We start from the raw sequence: 20,825 nt of genomic DNA on the forward strand, positions 1-20,825 counted from the left end.
GCTCAGCCTGTAGCCGAGTCCGCGTTCGACGCCTTGCCTTGACGGCGGCGCACGACGTACAACGGCCGGCCCTTCACTTCATCAAAGATACGGGCAACGTATTCACCCACCACGCCCAGCGAGATCAGGTTCACGCCCGCAAAGAACAACACCGCGGTGACGATAGTCGTCCAGCCGGAAACGGGGTTGCCCGACATCAGGTAGTCACCCACCAGATAGGCCGCGTACGACATCGCCACCAATGCAAAGGCCACGCCCACCAGGCTGACCAGACGCAGAGGCCACGTCGTGAATGCCGTCAGCCCGTCCAGAGCCAGGCGGAACAATCGCATCCCGCTGAAGCGGCTATTGCCGTGCATGCGTTCGTCGGGGGTATAGGGCAGTGCTTCACCTTTGAAGCCCACCCATGCGTACAGGCCTTTCATGAAACGAGTGCGTTCGGGCAACGCGATCAGTGCGTCCACCACCTTGCGGTCCATCAGGCGGAAATCACCAGCATGCGCGGGCACATCGACGCCACGCGCGCTGCTCAGCAGCTTGTAAAACCAACGGGCGCCAGAACGCTTCAACCACGACTCATCTTCACGGGTTTCGCGCACGGCATACACCATCTCGGCGCCGGCGGCCCAGCGGGCAAGCATTTGTTCGATCAGGGCGGGAGGATGCTGCAAATCGGCGTCCAGGCAGATCACGGCGTTGCCGGTGGCCGCTTCCAGGCCAGCGCTAAGCGCCGCTTCCTTGCCGAAATTACGCGACAGCTGCACGTAGCGAAAACCCTCGTGCTGCGTCCATTCCGCCATCAGCGCCTCGGTGCCGTCAGTGCTGCCATCATCGGCAACGATGATTTCCCAGCCCGTGCACAGCGCCGATAGACGCACGCGCAACAAGGGCAGCAAGACGCGCAGGTTCTCGGCCTCGTTCAGGCAGGGAATGACGCACGTCACGCAGGTGTCATACGGCACGGCCGCAACGCGAGATGACCAGAGCGACTCCAGGGGATACGCTTTGGTCAGCACTTGCTGAGGAATCGGGTCGGACCGGAATTGGATGTGCATAAGACGCTTTGATCGAAATACAGGACGCTATGCCGAGCAGTATGCGCAGCGCCTCGTCGAATTTTCATGAAATGCGGCACACGCTTGCACGCACGATGCCGCAAGAGAATTCTAGGCAGCGGCACGCTGAAAACGATGAAGCCGCGTAAACATCGCGTAAATCTGTGTCCCCGATTTGTGAAGCTGCGTAAAGTGGCGCCCTGCCCCAAACGCCGACATCGGTAAAATGCGCCCAGATTTTGTTTTCACAGGTTGTCATGCAATACCGAGTCCGCCCTATGCTGGCCAGCGACGTGGACGGCATTTTGGATGCCCAGACCCTGGCCTACCCCGACTTTCTGCTGGAAAGCGCGGCCTTCTTCCTGAACCGCCTGGCGCTGGCGCCTGCGTATTGCTGGGTGGCCAGAACGCAGGACGACGACACCCTGCTGGGTTATCTGATTTCCTACCCCTGGGATGCCGGGCTGCCGCCCGCCTTGGACGTGGCGCTGACCACGTTGCCCGCGCAGGCCGACCACTGGTTCCTGCATGACTGCGCCGTGGTGCCTGCGGCGCAAGGCCTGGGCGTGGGCCAGGCGTTACTGCGGACCGCGGCGTCGGCAGCGATGGATCACGGCTTGCGTCGCGCGAGCCTCGTGTCGCTGGAATCCGCCGTGAGCTATTGGCTGCGCCAGGGTTACCACCCGGTCGCAGAACAGGGCGAGCGCTTGGCCGCCGAGCTGGCCGACAAGCTGGCGGGCTACGGTCCGCAGGCCCGCTACATGGCCCGGGCCATTCCGCTTTAACCCCTTCAATTACGCGGCTCCCGCCACGCGGGAGCACGCGCGTTGCCCCGTCCCTATACATTGCGGCCTGCGTGGCCGTAAGATAGGCGCACATTTCGAATGATGTGGCGGCAACGGTTCCGATAGTCTGAATTGCGGCGCCCTGTCTGGGGCGCGAAGGCCCATATGATTTCGCTTTCGCCCGTTCAATCCCTGCTGGCTTGCTGCCTGGTACTCGTCGTTGGACGCGTGCTGACCACCAAGATCGGTATCCTGGCCCGCTACAGCATTCCCGACCCCATCGTGGGCGGCCTGCTATTCGCCGTCATTGCGTATCTGCTGTCGAACTGGGGCGGCGTCTCGGTCTCGCTGGAGACCAGCATCCGGCCCACGCTGCTGCTACTGTTCTTCGGCAGCATCGGGCTTACCGCCAACCTGAAGCTGCTTGCCAAAGGCGGCCCGCGCCTGATCGCATTCCTGCTGGCGCTGATTCCCTTCCTTGTCTTGCAGAATGCCGTGGGTCTGGGCATGGCCTGGCTGCTGGACATGCATCCGCTCATGGGCTTGCTGGGGGGCACGATCACCTTGGTGGGCGGACACGGCACCGGTGCGGCCTATGCCACGCGCTTTGCCGACTTCAACAATATTCAGGATGTGATGGCGCTGGCGATGACGTCCGCCACGCTGGGGCTGGTGCTGGGCGGCGTTGTCGGAGGCCCGGTGGCCGAATGGCTGATGCGCCGGCACAAGCTGGCGGGCAGCCTGGACCATCAAGCCCAGGCGGCGCAATCGGGGCAAGCCCCCGCCGCCCTGGCAGAGGAAGCCGCGCCGTCCACCGCCGGCTCGTACATCGTGTCGCTGACGGCGGCATTCGTGTGCCTGGTGTTCGGCGGTTATCTTGCGATGCTGGTTGAAGACGCGCCCGTCAGCCTGCCGAACTTCCTGTGGTGCCTGGCCACCGGCGTGATCATCCGCAATGGCGGTGCGCGCCTGGGGCTGAAACTGGATGACCGCGCAACCGAAATCATCGGCACGATTTCACTGTCGCTATTCCTGGGCATGACGATGATGACGCTGGACTTATCCAGCGTTGCCCGCCTGGCAGGTCCGCTGGCGCTGATGCTTATCGTGCAGACCTTGTTCTGCGCGCTGTACGCAGCTTGGGTGGTGTTCCGCATTCTCAAGAGCGATTACGAAGCGGCCATCATGTCGGCGGCATTCTGCGGCTTCGGTCTGGGCGCAACCGCCACCGCGATTGCCAACATGCAGGCGCTGACGCGCCGTCACGGTCCCGCGCCGGAAGCGTTCATCGTGGTGCCGGTCACGGGTGCATTCCTCGTCGACATCCTGAACGTGATCGTGCTGACGTCCTTGATCTCCTTGCCGTTCGTGGGAGGGATGTGAGCATGGTCCACTTCAAACGCTATCTGCTGATTGCGCTGTGCCTGCTGCTGGCCGCCTGCGGCCGCGCACCAGACACGGATGCGTTGCGCGCCGATGTCGAGCGCGTGCTTGCCTCCACTTACGGCGACGGCCTGTTCCGCATCACCGAACTCAAACGCATGGGGTCGGCGTCCGACAGCACCGCGCCCGCTGGCGAAACCCGCCGCGTGGTCTATTACGACGTTGAGCTGGGCGTGGGCCGGGATATCGCGTTGGGCGCCTGGGATCAGCCGGGTGCGGCGTCGCTGGTGACCTTGCTGGGTGCAGGCCCGCGCAGCATCAGTGGCGTGAAGTCCGGCGGCAATCAGGCGGGTGACCGTATCGTCGCGCACGCCAGCGCCATCTACCGGCAGGAAGGCGATGACTGGAAGCTGGTGACGCCGGCCGGCTTCAAGGCGGCCGAAGCCCCCTCGCTGGATACTGGCGCCCCCCCGCCCGTCACCAAGCGGCTGCTGGACACGCTGGATCAGATCACCCATTCGGTCGCCTACAGCGCCTCCAGCACCGCGCAACACGTGGTGCAGCAGGAGCTGGAGCGCTCGGTGGCGCGTATCAATGGCCGGCTGGCCCGATTGCAACAGGGCTACCCGCTGGCGGGCGGACCGGACCGGGGCGAGTACTTGGCCTTTGCCCGCGCATTGAGCGCGGTGGCGCGCACCCATCAGATCCGTGTGGCGCCATTGATTACCAGCGGCGGCGCCGAGAACATTGCGCTGCTGCGTAGCGGCGACGCCGTGGTCGGGCTGGCCCAAGGCGACACCGCGCGCATGGCTTACGAAGGCCGTGGCCCGTTCGCGTCGGAAGGCCCGTTCACCGGGCTGCGTGCTCTGGGCAGCCTGTATCCCGAACTTGTCCACGTCGTCGTGCGCGACGATCCGGCGCTGCGCACCATCCGCGACCTGAAGGGCAAGACCATTGCGCTAGGGCCGGAAGGGTCCGCCGTGCGCGCCACGCTGGAAAACGTGCTGGCGGCCCATGGCCTGCAAGCGGGGCGCGACTACAAGATCGCGGACACGCCCTTCGCGGCGTCGCTGCCGGCCTTGCAAGCGGGCACGGTGGATGCCGCCGCGCAGGTCATCGGCGTACCCGCCACGCCCCTGCGCGACGCGCTGACCCAGGCGAAATTGAAGCTGCTGCCGCTGGACCCGGCCGCCATCAAATCGCTGACGAAGGCCGATGCCGACCTGATGCCGCTGGAAATTGCGGCGGGCACGTATCCGAATCAACCGGAACCGATTCCCACCATCGGCACCGCGGCGCTGCTGCTGACCACGGCCAACCTGACCCGCGACGAAGCGCTGATGGTGGTGCGCGCCGTCTACCAGACCGGCCAGGACCTGCTGGCTGCCGGCTCGACGCAAGGCGCGCAGGTCTCGGTGGCCAACGCCCGGCGTGGGCTGACCGTGCCGTTGCACGACGGCGCCGAGGAAGGTTTGGCCGCGCTGGAGCACGCCAAACCGCGTTGATGCCGGATGCGCTTATGATTGCGCTCCTAATCAGGAATTCCCATGAATAAATTTGATCTCCAAAAGAACCAGGCCCTGAAGCTGGCCAGCCAGTTGAAGCAGTCCTCCACGCCCGACCGCTTCGGCACCGCCTCGCAGGCCCCCGACCGCCGCGAACAGCGCAAGCTGGATCAAGCCGCCGGCCTGGTGCCGTTTCCGCTGAAAGTGTCGCAAGCCCATGCTGACAAGCTGCGCGCCCTGGCCGCCGAACGCGGTGTGTCCACCAACGACATCGTGGCCGAGCTGCTGCAGAAGTCGCTGGGCGAATAAGCGCAATGCACATCTGGGTCGATGCCGACGCCTGCCCCGGGGTCATTAAAGACATCCTGTTTCGCGCCTCGCAGCGCTGGCAGGTGCCGCTGACCCTGGTCGCCAACCAGATGCTCTTCACGCCGCCTTCCCCGCTCATCCGCGCTGTGCAGGTGCCACGCGGCTTTGATGTCGCCGATGCGCACATCGTCGAGCGCGCGGAGCCGGGCGATCTCGTGATCACTGGCGATATTCCGCTGGCGGCTGAAGTGCTGGAAAAAGGCGCGATGGCGCTCAACCCGCGCGGCGAACGTTATTCGCCAGAGACTATCCGGGAACGGCTGGCGGTGCGGGACATGATGGAAGAATTGCGCGCAAGCGGCGTGGACACGGGCGGCCCGCCGTCATTCAGCCAGGCCGACCGCAAGGCGTTCGCCAATCAGCTGGACTCGCTGCTCGCGCGGCTCAATAAAAAGTGATGTAGGCCTTGTACAGGATGGTGCCGAGGGCCGTAATCAGGCCCACGCCCATCAGGCCCATCCCCAGATTGCGGTCTCGCAGCCCGAAACCGACCAGCATCAGCGCCACGCCCGTGACGACAATGATCAACATGGTATTGGTGTGGGCATCCATGGAGGTCTCCTGTTGGCCATTCTTTTGGCCATTCTTTTGGCCACGCACTGTCTTCGTTATCACCATGATAGGCAGGGTGATCGTCCAATGGCATGCGCTGCGACGCAATCGCGAAAGCTCGGTTTGCGCCACATCAAGAGATGAGCCCGCGATGAGCCCGAGATGATCCCGCGATGACCCCGGAATCAATCCGAAGAAGGCTCCGGAAAACAAAAAAGCCAACCGATTAAGGTTGGCTTGATTGCTTTGCACCCCCGGTGCGGCTTGTCGACAACCCATGGCGCTCGTTTCAGTTCATTCATACAACCCGCGCTCTTTCGAACACGCTTATACAAACTTAACTTCACTACACCTGCGTTGTCTTCCAAGGGTCTTTGGTGGGTGGTACAAGTTTCGAACTTGTGACCCCTGCCGTGTGAAGGCAGTGCTCTACCACTGAGCTAACCACCCTGAAAGAGGCGAAATAATAGCATGTTTTTTAAAACGTGCGCAAGTCGCCTTAGAAAATTATTTATGCCGCCGCGACCGGCGCATCCATCTTGCGCCACACGCACTCGCCGCCCACCGATTTGTCCAACGCCGCCAGATAGGTTTCGTGCTCGGCGAGCTCGGCGTCGCTGGCCTTCAGCACCACCAGGCCCGACGCGTCGAACTTGGCCAGCACAATGCCATTGCTGCCTGCGCCATCGTTGTCGTCCACATCGATCAGCAGCGCGTCTTGCCCGCGCGTCATGGCCAGCCAGACTTCCGCCAGCAACTGCGAGTCAAGCAATGCGCCGTGCAGCGTGCGGTGCGCATTGGAAATGCCGAAGCGGTCGCACAGCGCGTCCAGCGAATTGCGCTTGCCCGGGAACAGCGAACGGGCGTGCAGCAGCGAATCAGTGACCGTCTCGCAGTAGTCGGTGATCGGGCCGCGGCCCGTCTTCGCCAATTCGGCGTTGAAGAACTTCACGTCGAACGCGGCATTGTGCGCGATGAGTTCCGCGCCCTGGATGAACTTGACGAATTCGTCCGCCACATCGGCGAAGCGGGGCTTGTCGGACAGGAATTCCGTTGTCAGCCCGTGCACCGCCAAGGCCTCGGGGTCGCTGTCGCGGTCCGGGTTCAGGTAGATGTGCAGGTTGTTGCCCGTGGACATCCGGTTGACCATTTCCACACAACCGATCTCAACGATGCGATGACCCTGGGCAGGGTCCAGTCCGGTGGTTTCCGTGTCAAAGATGATCTGGCGCATGACTTATTCCGACGCTGCATTGGCCGAAGCCGGCGGCGTGTGGGCGCCCGGCGGGTGGGCCGGGGGATGCTCTGCGCTGCCGGCATGGCCGGGTTTCTTGCGTGCGGTGGCAATCAGCGTGTAGGCCACCGGCACGACGAACAAGGTCAGTAGTGTACCCAGCATCAGCCCGCCGACCAGAACCCAGCCGATCTGCTGGCGAGATTCCGCCCCCGCGCCCGTGGAGAGCGCCAGCGGCACCGTGCCCAGCACCATGGCGCCCGTCGTCATCAGAATCGGGCGCAGACGCAGCACGCTGGCCTCGGTGACGGCGGCGAACAGCTCCCGGCCCTCGTCGCGCAATTGGTTCGTGAATTCCACGATCAGAATGCCGTGCTTGGTGATCAGCCCCACCAGCGTGATCAGCCCGATCTGGCTATAGATGGACAGCGTGCCGCCCGTGAGCCACAGCGCCAGCAGCGCGCCCGTCATGGACAGCGGCACGGACAGCATGATGATGAACGGGTTGCGCCAGCTTTCGAACTGCGCGGCCAGCACCAGGTAGATGAAGGCCAGCGCCATGCCGAAAACCAGATAGATGCTGCCGGATGAATCGCGGAATTCGCGCGACTGCCCGTCCAGGTCGGTAATGATGGTGTTGGGCAAGACATCACGCGCCACCTGATGCATGTGCGTCAGCACTTCACCCAGCGCGTAGCCCGGCGCAACGGCGGCGTCGATCTTCACTGCGCGCAGGCGGTTGAAGTGGTTCAGCGACTGCGGCGACACGCCTTCATGCACGCCCAGCAGGTTATCCAGCTGCACCATGCTGCCATCACGCGCCCGCACGTAGATGCCCGAAATATCGGTGGGGTTGGCGCGGTCGCGCGGCGTCACCTGCACGATCACGTCGTACTGCTCCCCCTCGTCCTTGTAGCGCGTGACCTGACGGCCGCCCAGCATCGACTCCAGCGTGCGGCCCACGGTATCCACATTGGCGCCCACGTCGGCCATCTTGTCGCGGTCCACCCGCACGCGCAGCTCAGGCGTGTTCAAGCGCAGGTCCGTGTCCAGGTTGAGCAAGCCGGGATATTTGCGCAGCTCGGTCAGGAATACTTCGGTCAGGCGCGACAGTTCCGCATACGACGCCTGGCTCATGATGATGAATTCCACCGGCTTGGATCGCGCAGACTGCCCCAGCGACGGCGGGTTCGTCGGGAAGGCGCGCACGCCTGGCAGCGACGCAAATTGCGGCTGGAGTTGCTGGGTGATGGCCTGCTGCTTGCGGTCGCGTTCTTCCCACGGTTTCAAGCGCAGGATGGCGGTGCCGTCCGTCACGGTCGGAAAGCCCACGGTGACCTGGCTGCCGCTGGCTTCCGGAATCTGCGAATAGAACTTCTCGATGCCCAGCATGCTGTCCAGCGTGTAGTTCAAGGTGGCGCCTTCGGGCGAGCTGACAATGCCGAACACCACACCGCGGTCTTCGATAGGCGCCAGTTCGCTCTTGACCACCTTGAACAGCACGCCGCTGCCGGCCGCCACGGCCAGGCCGATCACCACCACCAGCCAGCGATGGCGCAACGACGCGCCCAGCAGGCGGCGGTAGCCGTTGCTCAATGCATTGAGCCAGCCTTCGATCAGGTTGTACCAGCGGCTGTGGCTGCTTTCATGGCGCAGCAGCACGGAACACATCATGGGCGTCAGCGTCAGCGCCACAAAGCCCGACACCAACACCGCGCCCGCCAGCGCCAGCGCAAATTCGATGAACAGCCGCCCCGTGCGCCCGGTGGCAAACGCCAGCGGGGCGTACACGGTGACAAGCGTCATCGTCATGGCGACCACCGCGAAGCCGATTTCCTTGGAGCCGCGCAGCGCCGCTTCCTTGCGCGGCATGCCCTCTTCGATGTGCCGGTAGATGTTCTCCAGCACCACGATGGCGTCATCCACCACCAGGCCAATGGCAAGCACCATTGCCAGCAGGGTCAGCGTGTTGATCGAAAAGCCGAAGAAGTACATCAGCGCGCACGCGCCCACCAGCGACACCGGAATCGTGACGATGGGGATGATGCTCGCGCGCAGGTTGCGCAGGAAAAAGAAGATCACCAGCACCACCAGAATGATGGCTTCGCCGATGGTGTGGAAGACGGAATCAATGGAACGTTCGATGAACACCGACGAGTCATAGGCGATGGTCAGCTTCATGCCGGCCGGCAGCGTCTCGTTCAAGCGCTCGACTTCCTGGCGCGCGGCCTTCGACAATTCCAGCGGGTTGGCGGTGGACTGCCGCGTCACGCCGATGTTGATGGCGGGCTTGCCGTTAAAGCGCGACAGCACGCGGTCGCTGGCGGCGGCGATTTCCACTTTGGACACGTCACGCAGCCGGACCGGATAGCCCTTCACGTTGGCCACGATCACGTCTTCGAATTGCGCGGGCGTTTGCAGGTCGGTGGATGACACCACCGAGAATTCCCGAGCGCGCGATTCAATGCGGCCCGCCGGAATTTCCACGTTCTGGCTGCGCAGCGCCGCTTCCACGTCCTGCACGGTCAGGCCGTAAGCGGCCAGCTTGTCGCGGTCGACATAAATGCGCATGGACGGCAGGCGTTCACCAAACACGCGGACTTCCGCCGCGCCCGGCAACACGGACAACCGGGTCTTGATGTAGCGGTTGATGTAGTCAGACGTCTGGATGGCCGAGAACGATCCCGATTCCACCGCGATGTAGATGATGGGCTGGGAATCGGCTTCGACCTTGCCGATGATGGGCTCGTCGATTTCGTCGGGCAGGAAACGCCGGGCGCGCGAAACCTTGTCCCGCACTTCGGCCGCCGCCGCGTCCGGGTTGCGCGACAGGTTGAACTTGATGTTGATCAGGCTGCGTTCGGAACGGCTGCGGGACGTCATCACGTCCACGCCCTCGATGCCCGCCAGCTGGTCTTCCAGTGGCTTGGTCACCTGGGACTCAATCACCTCGGGCGAGGCGCCCTTGTAGGTGGTGTCCACCGACACGATGGGCTCATCGATCTTCGGATATTCGCGCACCGTCAGCCGCGAGTACGAGATCAGGCCGATCAGCACGATGATCAGCGATAGCACCGACGCAAACACCGGCCGCTTGATGCAAGTTTCCGAGATACGCATTGCGTCACCGCCAAGAAAAAATGTGAGCCGGCCTCACGTGCCGCTGCCGACGACGTTCACGGCCGCGCCGTCCGTCACGCGCTGTATGCCCGCCACCACGAGCTGATCGCCCGCCGCCACGCCGGTCAAGATTTCGACGCGGCCTTCGCGGCGTTCACCGATGGTCACTTCGCGCCGTTCGGCGCGGCCATCCTTGATCCGGTACACGTACTGGGTCTCGCCCGAGGGCGACAACGCCGCTTCCGGCACCACCAGCGCCTTGTCCTGATTGAACAGCAATTGCACGCGCGCGAACATGCCCGGGCGCAGCACCGAATCCTTGTTGTCGACGGTGGCGCGCAGCAGAATCGAGCGGCCGCCCGCATCCACCAGCGGGCTGACGGCGTAAACAAGGCCCTGGCGTTCCTGGCCCGGCAGCGCGTCCAGGCGCAGCGTCAGCTGCTGGCCAACACCCACCTTGCTCAAATACATTTCCGGCACGCGGAAGTCCACTTTCAGCGGGTCGATGGCTTCCAACGGCGCCAGGTCCTGCCCTTGGTTCACGTAGTCGCCCACGGACACGCTGCGCAGCCCGGCGATGCCGCCAAACGGCGCCGAAATCGTCATCTTGTCCAGCCGCGCCTGCGCCAGCGCCACGGCGGCTTCCTGAACTTTCAGCGTGCTGGCGGATTCGTCGCGGGCCTGCTGGCTGACGAATCCCTTGCCCTGCAATTCCACGGCGCGGCGGTAATGGCTCTGCGCCAGCGTCAGGTTGGCGCGCGCCTGCGCGAGTTCGGCGCGCGGCACGGAGTCGTCCAGCCGGATCAGCGTCTGGCCGCGGGTAACCGGCTGGCCTTCCTTGAATTCAATCGACTGGATGCGGCCCGCCACTTCCGGGCGCAACACGACAGACTCGTCGGAACGCAGGCTTCCCACGGCCGACAGGCCGCGCGCAAACGGAATTTCTTTGACGGAAGCCACTTCGACCCGGACGGGAGCGGCGGGGGTGACCTGGGTTTTGGCGGCAGTTTGGGCAGGCGCTGCCCCGGGCGCGAGCCATCGCGGCACAAAAACGCCCAATGCGGCCCCCGCGGCCAACCCGGCCGCAACGGCGGCCAGCAGTACAGCTTTTTTCATGCGCGAATGTGGCGGTGATGCGGCGCGGACCGGATTTCCCCACTAGGACGACGCCGCAGGAACTGGAATGAGGGATGGCACTGTAGCACCCGAATTTACATACTGGAACAATCCAGAAGCCGGATGAAAGAACTAAATCCGCCCCTCAAGGCGGATTTCAGGGTATATCCCGATGCCGTCAGGCCCGCCGGGCCACTTCCACGCCCATATTGGCCAGCTGATCCGCGCGTTCGTTGCCGGGGTCGCCGGTATGCCCGCGCACCCAGCGCCACGACACTTGATGACGCTGGACTTGATCGTCCAGCGCTTGCCAAAGCTCGGCATTCTTGACCGGCTTTTTATCGGCCGTCATCCAGCCACGGCGCTTCCAGTTCGCCAGCCATTCCATCATGCCCTTCATGACGTACTGGGAGTCGGTGTGGATGGTGACGACGCAGGGGCGTTTCAACGCGCGCAGGCCTTCGATAACCGCCAGCAGCTCCATGCGGTTGTTGGTGGTCTGGAGTTCGCCGCCGTGCAGGGTTTTCTCATGGCCGCCGGCACGCAGCAGCACGCCCCAACCGCCCGGACCCGGGTTGCCCTTGCAGGCCCCGTCGGTCCACATTTCCACTTTCTGGTCGTTCGGTTTGTTGTCCTGCATGGGGCTGCTTTGTAATCCTTGTTCGTGCAAAGTAAATATCCGGGCGCAACGCCCATCAGGGGAATGCCGGGCCGGCCCGCAAGAGGGTTACTGGCCCACCCTTCATGACGGGTCGACAGCGTCATCCGCCTGGCGGTTGACCACCACCGATGCGGCGCGCGCCCGTTTGGGCTTGGTCTTCCAGGCGGGGCCGATGATACGCATGCTGGCCACGCGCTTGACGGCCGACACCATATAGACCGCCCCGCCCACGCTCCACCAGCGTGCGCCGGCCGACTCCAGAAAGCCCCAGCGCTGCAACCATTTTTCGCTGCGGCAGGCGGGCGCGTAGCAGCCAAAACTGCTTTCCTCGACTTCCAGCGATAGCAGCTTGAACCAGTCTTTCAGACGCGGCAGCGACACCTGGGCCGATGGCGGCTGAGGCAGCCAGGGTTCCATGCCGGGCATGCGCGTACGCGCGCCCCACATGCTCCAGGGGTTGAAACCCGAAATCACCACCCGCCCTTCGGGCACCAGCACGCGTTCGACTTCGCGCAGCACGTTGTGCGGGTCCTGTGTGCATTCAAAGGCATGCGGCAGGATCAGCAAGTCAACGCTTTGGGATTCGAACGGCAGCGCTTCGGGTTCGGCCAGCACCACGCGAGACTGCCAGTTGGCGATGCTTTCCGCCGTCGGGGTCTCGGTGCCTACGTAGCCCTTGAAAGGCATGCGGTTGGCGCGCAGCAGGTTCATGTCGGCCATCCCGACCTGCCAGGCGTAATATCCGAAGACATCCGCGACAGCCGCGTCAAACTGGGCCCGTTCCCAGGCCAGGGCGTACTGCCCCGGTGGCGTCTGGAACCATTCGGCCAGTTCTACAATCGGCGGTGTTTCTTCTGCCACGTTCTATTCCTTCGAATCTCATGCAAGCCTTGACCGCCCCCGCAGGCGGCCGCGAGCGCCATGCCGCGGTCTTGCCTCTACCCGCTTTCTCTGACAACTACATCTGGGCCATCGTCCACGGTGAAAACGCCGCCGTGGTGGACCCGGGCGAAGCCGGTCCGGTACTGAAATGGCTCGAGCAAGAAGGCTTGAGGCTGCGCGCCATTCTACTCACGCACCATCACGGCGACCATGTGGGCGGTGTGCTTGAATTGTCACGCATCGGGGACCTTACCGTATACGGTCCGGCGCGGGAACGGCTGCCGCGCTGCGACGTGCCGCTCTCGGAAGGCGACCGCGTGCTGCTGCCTGAACTGGACCTGGACTTGGGCGTGCTGGACGTGCCGGGCCACACCGCCGGCCACATCGCGTACACCGGCCGGGCGGCCGGAATAGAACCCGTTTTATTCTGTGGCGACACCCTGTTTGCGGGCGGCTGCGGCCGGCTTTTCGAGGGAACTCCTGCGCAAATGCATGATTCCTTGGAAAAATTTTCCGTTTTACCGCCAGATACACAGGTTTTTTGCGCACACGAGTACACTCTAGCGAACTTGCGCTGGGCATTGGCTGTGGACCCCGCCAACCGCACCCTGCAACAGTGGTATCAGCGAGCCCAGCAACTACGAGCAGAGAGTCTTCCCACGCTTCCGTCGACCATCGGTCAGGAACGCGAGACGAACCCGTTTTTGCGCACGCAGCAAGTCGACGTCATCCGAGCCGCAGCCAGCTGGGCCGGACGCAATCAACCTACGCCGGTAGAGGTCTTCGCCTCCCTGCGTGAATGGAAGAACGATTTCAAGTGACCGCCTGATGAATCTATCCCGACTCCTTCTGCCACTCATGTTGGCAGTCCTCGCCGGTTGCGCAGGAACCAAAGCCCCCGATAGCAAGAACCTCACCACCAATTCCCAAGGGCGTTACATCGCCCGGGATACGTCCCGAACGGTTGACCTGACCAACCCGCCGAGCGACGCCTGGGACCGCATCCGCCGCGGTTTCGCCATCCCCAACCTGAACACCGACCTCTCGCAGCAGTGGACCGACTATTACGCGTCCCACCCCGAGGCCGTTCAGCGCATGGCCGAACGCGCAGGCAAATACCTGTACTTCATCGTTGACGAAATCAACCGCCGCGGCCTGCCGACGGAACTGGCGCTGCTGCCCTTTGTGGAAAGCGCCTATAACCCGACCGCCCTGTCGCGCGCTCAGGCCTCTGGCCTGTGGCAATTCGTGCCGGCCACCGGCACGCACTTCAATCTGAAGCAAGACTGGTGGCGCGACGAACGCCGCGACCCCATCGCGTCGACCAACGCCGCGCTGGACTATCTGGAAAAGCTGTTCGAGATGCAGGGCGACTGGTACCTGGCGCTGGCGTCTTACAACTGGGGCGAAGGCTCGGTGCAGCGCGCCATGGCCAAGAACGAAGCGGCCGGCCAGAACACCGACTACCTGTCGCTGAACATGCCGGATGAAACCCGCAACTATGTGCCCAAGTTGCAGGCCATCAAGAACATCATTGCCGACCCGCAGCGTTACGCGGTGGCGCTGCCCCCGGTGGGCAACACGCCGTACTTCGTGACGGTGCAGAAGAACAGCGACATCGACCTGGAAATTGCCGCCAAGCTGGCCGAAATGCCGCTGGACGAATTCAAGGCGCTGAACCCCTCGTTCAACCGCCCGGTCATCCGTGGCGATCACGGCCCGACCCTGCTGCTGCCGGCCGACCGCGTCGAAATCTTCAACGCGAACCTCACGAACTACAAGGGCGACCTGAGCGCCTGGAAGATCTACCACTCGCGCCGTGGCGAATCCTACGCGTCGATCGCCAAGCGTTTTGGCGTGACGGAGTCCAAGCTGCGTGAAACCAACGACATCGGCTCGCGCCAGAAGGCGGCCTCGGGCCAGGCGCTGCTGGTGCCGGGCGAACCGGGCACCGGTGGCGTGCAGCTGGCGTCGCTGGCGGCTCCGGTGGGCGCGCTGGAGCAGGCGCCTTCCGACAACAAGGCCGTGGCCCCGCGTGGCCGCGCCGCGCCGGCGCCCGCCGCCCGCGTGGCCAGCGCCCGCCCGAACGTGCGCACCCACAAGGTCCGCCAGGGCGACACGCTGTTCTCGCTGGCCAAGCAGTACGGCACCACGGTTGACGCGCTGCGCTCGCTGAACAACCTGAAGGGCAGCGCGCTGAAGGTCGGCACGGCCTTGCGCGTGCCGGGCACCAACGCCCGCGGCTGACAGACCCGACTGACGGGCGCGGCTGACAGGCTCGACTGACAGCAGCCACCTGCACGAACTCGACGGCGCCCCACCCGGGCGCCGTTTTTCCAAGCACGCGAAGCCGCCAAACTCCTTAAAATAGGCGGTCTTTTCGCAGGAAAAAAATCAAAGGAACAAACATGGGCTTTCTCGCCGGCAAGCGCATCCTGGTCACCGGGGTGCTTTCGAACCGATCCATCGCCTACGGCATTGCGCGCGCCTGTCACCAGCAAGGCGCCGAACTGGCGTTCACCTATGTGGGCGACCGCTTCAAAGACCGTGTGAGCGAATTCGCCGCCGAATTCGGCAGCAAGATCGTGCTGCCCTGCGATGTGGCCGAAGACAGCCAGATCGAAGGCGCGTTCACCGAACTGGCCCAGCACTGGGACGGCCTGGACGGTCTGGTGCACTCGATCGGCTTCGCGCCGCGCGAAGCCATCGCCGGCAACTTCCTGGACGGCCTGTCGCGCGAAGGCTTCCGCATCGCCCACGACATCTCGGCCTACAGCTTCGCCGCCATGGCCAAGGCTGCGCTGCCGCTGATGGAAGGCCGCAATGGCTCGGTACTGACGCTGACCTATCTGGGCGCCGAGCGTGTGGTCCCCAACTACAACACGATGGGCTTGGCCAAGGCGTCGCTGGAAGCCAGCGTGCGCTACCTGGCCACGGCGCTGGGCCCGCGCGGCATTCGCGCCAACGGCATTTCGGCCGGCCCCATCAAGACGCTGGCCGCTAGCGGCATCAAGGACTTCTCGGCCATCCTGAAGTTCGTGGAATCGCAAGCGCCGCTGCGCCGCAACGTCACGATTGACGATGTCGGCAACGTCGCCGCCTTCATGCTGTCGGATCTGGCCGCCGGCGTGACGGGTGAAATCACCCATGTGGACGCCGGTTTCTCGACCATCGTCCCGGGCATGGAAGACTGATCGCCTGGCGAGGCGGGGCGCCAAACGCCCCGCCTCGCCGTTCTTTCCAGCGGTTCTTTACAGCCGTTCTTTACAGCCGTTCTTTACAGCCGTTCTTTACAGCCGTTCTTCCCCGCCGTTCTTTCCCGGCCGTCTTCCCAGCCAGGCTGCTCAGGCCGGCCGCACGATCAGCGTGGACACCTGCACATCCACCGCCGTCATCAGTTTGTGGATCGGGCACTTCTCCGCAATCCCCAGCAGCTCGTCGATCTGCGCATCAGACAGCTTGCCGTGCAGCGTCAGCTTGGCCGTCAGCCGGTAGATGCCCTTGCGTTCCTCGCCGGCGTCGCGCACCACTTCCACCCCCACCGATTCCAGCGGCAACCCCTTGCGCTGCGCGTAGACCATCAGGGTCATCGCCTTGCAGCCGCCCAGCGCGGTGTCGAAATAATCATGCGGATCAGGGCCTTCGCCTTGCGGCTGCGGCATCGCCAGCGGCAAGTCGTGGCCTTCGGCCGTCGCCGTGAATTGCAGGGTATTGGGCGCATTCTGACGGACGCGGATGCTCATGGATCACTCTCCTTGGGTGGACGCCCGGCGCGGGCGCCCCAGCCCCCGTTGTAGCACCCGCCGACGGGTTTGCTTACTGACAGAAACCTGAACTTATCGCGATGATGGGTGTCGGATATCCCTATCCGCATTCATGCACACATAAAGAGGGACTCATGAGCGCCAGACAACTACTGGATCAACTACTGCAATCGGGCCAAGGCCTGCTTTCCGACGCCACCAACCGCGTGCAAAGCGCAACCGGCGGTGCAGGCAATGGCGGCAAAGGTTCCTTTCTGACCGGTTTGGGCGGCGGCGCCTTGGGCGCGGGCGCGTTAGGCCTGTTGATGGGCAGCAAGAAGGCCCGCAAGATCGGCGGCAAAGTCGCCATGTATGGCGGCATGGCCGCACTCGGCGCGCTGGCGTATCGCGCCTACGGCGACTGGCAACGCAATCAGGCAGGCGGTGCGCCGGCCACCCCGCCCCAAACGCTGGACCGCCTGCCCGCGCCCGAGGCCGAACAGCACAGCACCGCGGTGCTGACCGCCATGATCGGCGCGGCCAAGGCCGATGGACATATCGGCCCCGAAGAACGCGCCTTGTTGGAAACGGAATTGTCCAAACTGTCGTCCGACGCCCAGGACCAGCGTTGGCTGGAAACCGAACTATCGCGTCCGCTGGACCCCGCTGCAGTGGCGAAGTCAGCGCGCACCCCGGAAATGGCGGCCGAGATGTACCTGGCCAGCCTGCTCGTCGTGGACGAGGAAAGCTATATGGAACGCGCCTACCTGGACGAACTGGCGCGCCAGCTCAAGCTGGAACCCGGCCTGAAGGAAAAGCTGGAACAGCACGCCAAGACGGCCGTGGCCTGACGGGCCTGGGCGGGCCACGCCTTACCGGCAGCAACTCACCGGCCGCACCTGGCCGGTCGCGCCTGGCGGGTCGCACTTGACTGGTCACGCCTCGCCAGCCACACCTGGCCCGCCGCGCCTCGCCGGCCGCACCTGCCCGCCGTCCCCCCATCAGTCCGCCCGCAACCCAATCGCGTCGGTCAATGCCGTATACCGGTCGATGTCGGCATTGATCATCGACTGGAATTCCCGCGGCGTGCTGCTGGCCGGCGTGAAGCCCTGTTCCCGCAATGACGCCTGCACATCTGGCCGACGCACGATCTTCGCCACGGCGGCATTCAGTTTTTCGACGACGGCAGGCGGTGTGGCGGCCGGCGCCAGCAGGCCATGCCACTGATCCAGCGCAACTCCCGCAATACCTTGTTCGGCCACGGTGGGCACGGTCGGCATCAGCGGCGAACGTGCAGGGGAAGTCACTGCCAAAGCGCGCAGCTTGCCAGCGGCAATCAGCGGTGCGGCGCTTGATGCCGTCACGATGCCCATCCCCACCTGCCCCGCCGTGACATCAGTCAGCGCCGGCCCGCAGCCCTTGTACGGCACGTGCTGCAACACCGCGCCGCTGGATCTCGCCAACATCTCGCCCGCCAAATGCTGCGGCGTACCGTTGCCGCAGGAGGCGAACGGCAAGGGCTTGCCCGGCAGCGCCGCCGCCAGCGCATCATCCAGCTGCACCAGCGGCGACGCCGCAGGCACCACAAAAACGGAAGGCACGAACGCCACGTTGATGACTGCGGTGAAATCCCGCTTGGGCGAAAAGCCCAGGTTCCGATACACGCCGGGGTTGATCGCAAACGAGCTGTTCACCATCAACAGCGTATAGCCGTCAGGCGGCGCTTCCGCGACGATGCGCGCGCCGATGTTGCCACTGGCGCCGGGGCGATTTTCCACCACCACGGGCTGGCCCAGTTGCTCTTGCAGCGAGGCGCCAATACGCCGCGCCAGCAGATCGGTGCCGCCGCCAGGTGGAAAGGTCACGACGATTGTGATCGGATGCGTGGGGAAGGACGCATCGGCAACCACTTCACCCGACGGCGAATTGCCGCAAGCCGCCAGGGACAGCGCCGATAGTGCAAGAGACGATCGAAGCAGACGTTTCATGATGGTTCAGGCATCCAGGCCGATATCGAGCACCTTGGCGCTGTGGGTCAGCCACCCCACGGCGATCTGATCCACGCCCGTGGCGGCGACAGCGGCGGCCGTATCCGGCGTGATGCGGCCCGAGGCCTCAGTGATCGCGCGGCCGCGCGACATGGCCACGGCACGGCGCAGATCGTCCAGGCTCATGTTGTCCAGCAGCACCACATCCACGCCCAGCGACAGCGCCACCTCAAGCTGCGCCAGCGTGTCCACTTCAAGCTCGATCTTGACCATGTGGCCAACGCCCGCGCGCGCACGCTGCACGGCGGTGGCAACATCCCCCGCCAGCGCGATGTGGTTGTCCTTGATCAGCACTGCGTCATCCAGGCCATAGCGGTGATTGCTGCCGCCGCCCACGCGCACCGCGTACTTCTGCACAGCCCGCAGGCCCGGCATCGTCTTGCGGGTGCAGGTCACGCGCGCACCGTAGCTGGAGATCGCCCGCGCAATCGACGCCGTGGCGCTCGCCACGCCGCTCAGGTGGCACAGGAAGTTCAACGCCACGCGCTCGGCAGTCAGCATGGCGCGGGCGTTGCCGCGGATACGCGCAATTTCCGTCCCCGGCGCCAGATCGCAGCCATCACGCTGCGACACGATGAATTCCAGGCTCGGGTCCATGGCGCGAAAGGCCAGCCGGGCCAGATCCAGACCGGCCAGCACCCCTTCCTGCCGCGAAACCAACCGCGTTTGCGCGATCGCGTCCGCCGGCACAATGGCATCCGTCGTCAGGTCTCCCGCACGCCCCAAGTCTTCCAACAGGGCCGCGCGCACCAGCGGCTCCAACATGACGTCGGGCAAGGGCGGAACAGCCAGACGGGAGGCGGTCGAGGGCGCTTCGGCTTTAATGCTCATTTTGAGTATTTGTGAGTTAAAAAAAGGCGCGCAAGGATTGCGCACTACTTATGCTAAAGACGAGCATAAGCACTGTCAAGCATCAAAGTGCACGGGACAGGGGCAGTTTGCTGCCAGCAATGGCGCGCTCGGCCAGCACATCGCGCCGGAATCGGAACAGCTTGGCCGGCCGGCCGGTGGTGCCGGTGGCCATCTCGCCCGTCTCTTCAACGAGCGCCTGTTGTTCAATCAGGCGGCGGAAATTCTGCTTGTGCAGGCCGCGCCCCGCCAGCGCTTCGACGGCCAGTTGCAACTGCAGCAAGGTGAACTCGGCCGGCATCAATTCAAACACCACGGGCCGGTATTTGATCTTGGCCCGCAAGCGCGCAATGCCGGTCGCAAGAATGCGCCGATGATCATGGCGCATAGGCTCGCCCGGAAGCACAGCTTTGCCGCCGCCGCGCCGCGCGGCCTCGGGTACCAGCCCGGCTTCGAACAGCAGCTCGTAGCGTTGCAGCACCATGTCCTCGTTCCACGCGGCCCCCTCCAGCCCGAACGTGATCGCGGCGCGCTGATGACGGCGCGTGCGCACCGCCAGGTCGGCGCTGGCCTCGCACCACTGCGCCAACTGCGGCACGATCAGCTCCTCGACCAGCGCAGGCGTACCGGCCCGCCGGTCTTCCCAAGGGAAATAGCGATACCAGTCCTGCCACCCGACTTGCGCCACGCCGGTCTCGCCCGCTTCGCGCGTCAGGCCCAGGTAACTGACCGACATGACGCGCCCGCCCGACTCATCGGAGCGGTCGCCATCGGCGAAGGTATAGAGCTGTTCCACATAGCCCAGCGGATGATGCGTCTGGGTCTCTACCCAGGCGCGCAACCCGGCCTGCAAGGACCGATGCGACAACTCGAAAGGCCCCGCCGGCAGAGCGCGCGCATCATCCGTCGTCAACACGCGCGGCTCGCCGTTGGTCACGGCGACCAACACGGCGACGAGTTCAGCATGGACAGAGCGTTCGACGGATTCGGTCAAAGTGGGCGGAGAAATAAGGTTGGACAAGCGCTGGCCGCTAAACCGCGAGGCGCGCGAAATTATAAGGTTCTGACCCTGCAACAGCCGCTTGCAAACGTGACAGCCGCAATGGCCGCGACGCGCGCTCCGAGACCTAAGATGAAAGCAGATATCCAGGCGCGTCGCCATCCTGGGACGCCCGCAAGCGGAGCAAGCGCCATGTTGAAAACTGCACCTGATCCCCAAGCCGTGGACAAAACCGCGGAAGACAAACCCCGCGCGCCCGTCGACCCGCGCAAAGGCACGGAAACGCTGCCGATGCCCGATCAAAGCAAACAAGTGGCGGGCATGCCACGCGATGGGCGCGCCATCGCACAACCTGGTGAACCCGGCGTCATCACACCCGAGGACGATGTGCTGGACACCTCATACGAAAACCGCAAAGGCTAGGCCCAGCGCAAGGGCTTGATAATACCCGAGCCGCTTCCTGCGGCGCGTGAAGGGGCGAGGCCGCAAGGCCCGCCCCGGCATTGGACAAGCAAGGTACGGG

At 64.3% G+C, this 20,825-nt stretch carries 21 protein-coding genes and 1 tRNA gene; 10 read left to right on the forward strand and 12 right to left on the reverse strand.

The genetic code is table 11. From position 1 onward, the window contains the following. Nucleotides 1–2: 2 nt before the first annotated feature. Nucleotides 3–1,055, reverse strand: a complete 1,053-nt coding sequence (locus AC1DSJ_RS24060; RefSeq protein WP_054427325.1) for a glycosyltransferase family 2 protein — start codon at nucleotides 1,053–1,055, stop codon at nucleotides 3–5. 278 nt (nucleotides 1,056–1,333) lie between these two features. On the opposite strand from AC1DSJ_RS24060, the gene AC1DSJ_RS24065 reads away from it, so the two are divergent. From AC1DSJ_RS24065 to AC1DSJ_RS24085, 5 genes are all read left to right on the forward strand, one after another. Next, nucleotides 1,334–1,840 carry a GNAT family N-acetyltransferase gene (locus tag AC1DSJ_RS24065; protein WP_054427324.1) on the forward strand — a complete coding sequence of 169 codons (507 nt, stop codon included), beginning with the start codon at nucleotides 1,334–1,336 and terminating at the stop codon, nucleotides 1,838–1,840. A gap of 165 nt (nucleotides 1,841–2,005) precedes the next feature. Further along, nucleotides 2,006–3,223 (forward strand): sodium/glutamate symporter, encoded by a 1,218-nt coding sequence (gltS, locus tag AC1DSJ_RS24070; protein ID WP_054427323.1) that lies wholly within the window; start codon nucleotides 2,006–2,008, stop codon nucleotides 3,221–3,223. A gap of 2 nt (nucleotides 3,224–3,225) precedes the next feature. After that, nucleotides 3,226–4,728, forward strand: coding sequence for a TAXI family TRAP transporter solute-binding subunit (locus tag AC1DSJ_RS24075; protein WP_346553299.1), 1,503 nt, complete (start codon nucleotides 3,226–3,228; stop codon nucleotides 4,726–4,728). A 42-nt stretch (nucleotides 4,729–4,770) separates the two neighbouring features. After that, the gene (locus AC1DSJ_RS24080) at nucleotides 4,771–5,037 is read left to right on the forward strand and encodes a hypothetical protein (RefSeq protein ID WP_054427321.1); all 267 of its coding nucleotides are present in this window, start codon (nucleotides 4,771–4,773) and stop codon (nucleotides 5,035–5,037) included. Between the two features lie 5 nt (nucleotides 5,038–5,042). Further along, the gene (locus AC1DSJ_RS24085) at nucleotides 5,043–5,495 is read left to right on the forward strand and encodes a YaiI/YqxD family protein (RefSeq protein WP_175171639.1); all 453 of its coding nucleotides are present in this window, start codon (nucleotides 5,043–5,045) and stop codon (nucleotides 5,493–5,495) included. On the opposite strand, the gene AC1DSJ_RS24090 is transcribed toward AC1DSJ_RS24085, so the two are convergent. The 7 genes from AC1DSJ_RS24090 to AC1DSJ_RS24120 form a co-directional block, all read right to left on the reverse strand. Further along, nucleotides 5,482–5,649: a hypothetical protein gene (locus tag AC1DSJ_RS24090; RefSeq protein WP_175171640.1), complete on the reverse strand. Its 168-nt coding sequence runs from the start codon at nucleotides 5,647–5,649 to the stop codon at nucleotides 5,482–5,484. The two genes, AC1DSJ_RS24085 and AC1DSJ_RS24090, sit on opposite strands and share 14 nt — an antisense overlap. A gap of 375 nt (nucleotides 5,650–6,024) precedes the next feature. Then, nucleotides 6,025–6,099 (reverse strand) — tRNA-Val (locus AC1DSJ_RS24095). Between the two features lie 61 nt (nucleotides 6,100–6,160). Continuing rightward, nucleotides 6,161–6,883 (reverse strand): DNA polymerase III subunit epsilon, encoded by a 723-nt coding sequence (dnaQ, locus tag AC1DSJ_RS24100; protein WP_054427318.1) that lies wholly within the window; start codon nucleotides 6,881–6,883, stop codon nucleotides 6,161–6,163. A 3-nt stretch (nucleotides 6,884–6,886) separates the two neighbouring features. Further along, nucleotides 6,887–10,003, reverse strand: a complete 3,117-nt coding sequence (locus tag AC1DSJ_RS24105) for an efflux RND transporter permease subunit (protein WP_054427317.1) — start codon at nucleotides 10,001–10,003, stop codon at nucleotides 6,887–6,889. 33 nt (nucleotides 10,004–10,036) lie between these two features. Then, entirely contained in the window at nucleotides 10,037–11,119 is a 1,083-nt protein-coding gene (locus AC1DSJ_RS24110; protein WP_427948473.1) for an efflux RND transporter periplasmic adaptor subunit, read from the reverse strand. A gap of 178 nt (nucleotides 11,120–11,297) precedes the next feature. After that, nucleotides 11,298–11,759, reverse strand: a complete 462-nt coding sequence (gene rnhA / locus AC1DSJ_RS24115; protein ID WP_054427315.1) for a ribonuclease HI — start codon at nucleotides 11,757–11,759, stop codon at nucleotides 11,298–11,300. 102 nt (nucleotides 11,760–11,861) lie between these two features. Next, nucleotides 11,862–12,641, reverse strand: a complete 780-nt coding sequence (locus AC1DSJ_RS24120) for a class I SAM-dependent methyltransferase (RefSeq protein WP_054427314.1) — start codon at nucleotides 12,639–12,641, stop codon at nucleotides 11,862–11,864. Nucleotides 12,642–12,661: 20 nt separating this feature from the next. On the opposite strand from AC1DSJ_RS24120, the gene gloB reads away from it, so the two are divergent. The 3 genes from gloB to fabI all read left to right on the forward strand — a co-directional run bounded on the left by gloB (nucleotide 12,662) and on the right by fabI (nucleotide 15,856). Further along, nucleotides 12,662–13,483, forward strand: a complete 822-nt coding sequence (gloB, locus tag AC1DSJ_RS24125; protein WP_175171642.1) for a hydroxyacylglutathione hydrolase — start codon at nucleotides 12,662–12,664, stop codon at nucleotides 13,481–13,483. A gap of 7 nt (nucleotides 13,484–13,490) precedes the next feature. Continuing rightward, a complete protein-coding gene (locus AC1DSJ_RS24130; RefSeq protein WP_054427312.1) occupies nucleotides 13,491–14,909 on the forward strand; it encodes a transglycosylase SLT domain-containing protein in 1,419 nt (472 codons plus the stop codon). 161 nt (nucleotides 14,910–15,070) lie between these two features. Continuing rightward, the gene (fabI, locus tag AC1DSJ_RS24135; protein ID WP_175171643.1) at nucleotides 15,071–15,856 is read left to right on the forward strand and encodes an enoyl-ACP reductase FabI; all 786 of its coding nucleotides are present in this window, start codon (nucleotides 15,071–15,073) and stop codon (nucleotides 15,854–15,856) included. A 150-nt stretch (nucleotides 15,857–16,006) separates the two neighbouring features. Here the strand turns inward: fabI and AC1DSJ_RS24140 are convergent, their stop codons facing one another. Then, nucleotides 16,007–16,405, reverse strand: a complete 399-nt coding sequence (locus tag AC1DSJ_RS24140; RefSeq protein WP_441372307.1) for an OsmC family protein — start codon at nucleotides 16,403–16,405, stop codon at nucleotides 16,007–16,009. A 155-nt stretch (nucleotides 16,406–16,560) separates the two neighbouring features. On the opposite strand from AC1DSJ_RS24140, the gene AC1DSJ_RS24145 reads away from it, so the two are divergent. Further along, on the forward strand, nucleotides 16,561–17,256 hold the full coding sequence (locus tag AC1DSJ_RS24145; RefSeq protein WP_054427309.1) for a tellurite resistance TerB family protein: 696 nt from the start codon (nucleotides 16,561–16,563) through the stop codon (nucleotides 17,254–17,256). Between the two features lie 150 nt (nucleotides 17,257–17,406). Here the strand turns inward: AC1DSJ_RS24145 and AC1DSJ_RS24150 are convergent, their stop codons facing one another. From AC1DSJ_RS24150 to AC1DSJ_RS24160, 3 genes are all read right to left on the reverse strand, one after another. Then, nucleotides 17,407–18,393, reverse strand: a complete 987-nt coding sequence (locus tag AC1DSJ_RS24150) for a tripartite tricarboxylate transporter substrate binding protein (protein ID WP_175171644.1) — start codon at nucleotides 18,391–18,393, stop codon at nucleotides 17,407–17,409. 6 nt (nucleotides 18,394–18,399) lie between these two features. Further along, the gene (gene nadC / locus AC1DSJ_RS24155) at nucleotides 18,400–19,284 is read right to left on the reverse strand and encodes a carboxylating nicotinate-nucleotide diphosphorylase (protein ID WP_175171645.1); all 885 of its coding nucleotides are present in this window, start codon (nucleotides 19,282–19,284) and stop codon (nucleotides 18,400–18,402) included. Between the two features lie 82 nt (nucleotides 19,285–19,366). After that, entirely contained in the window at nucleotides 19,367–20,296 is a 930-nt protein-coding gene (locus AC1DSJ_RS24160; protein WP_391568540.1) for an NUDIX hydrolase, read from the reverse strand. 198 nt (nucleotides 20,297–20,494) lie between these two features. Between AC1DSJ_RS24160 and AC1DSJ_RS24165 the strand changes: the two genes are divergently transcribed. Continuing rightward, nucleotides 20,495–20,725 carry a hypothetical protein gene (locus AC1DSJ_RS24165; RefSeq protein WP_054427306.1) on the forward strand — a complete coding sequence of 77 codons (231 nt, stop codon included), beginning with the start codon at nucleotides 20,495–20,497 and terminating at the stop codon, nucleotides 20,723–20,725. Nucleotides 20,726–20,825 lie beyond the last annotated feature (100 nt).

This window comes from Achromobacter sp. 01N37, from assembly GCF_056399725.1.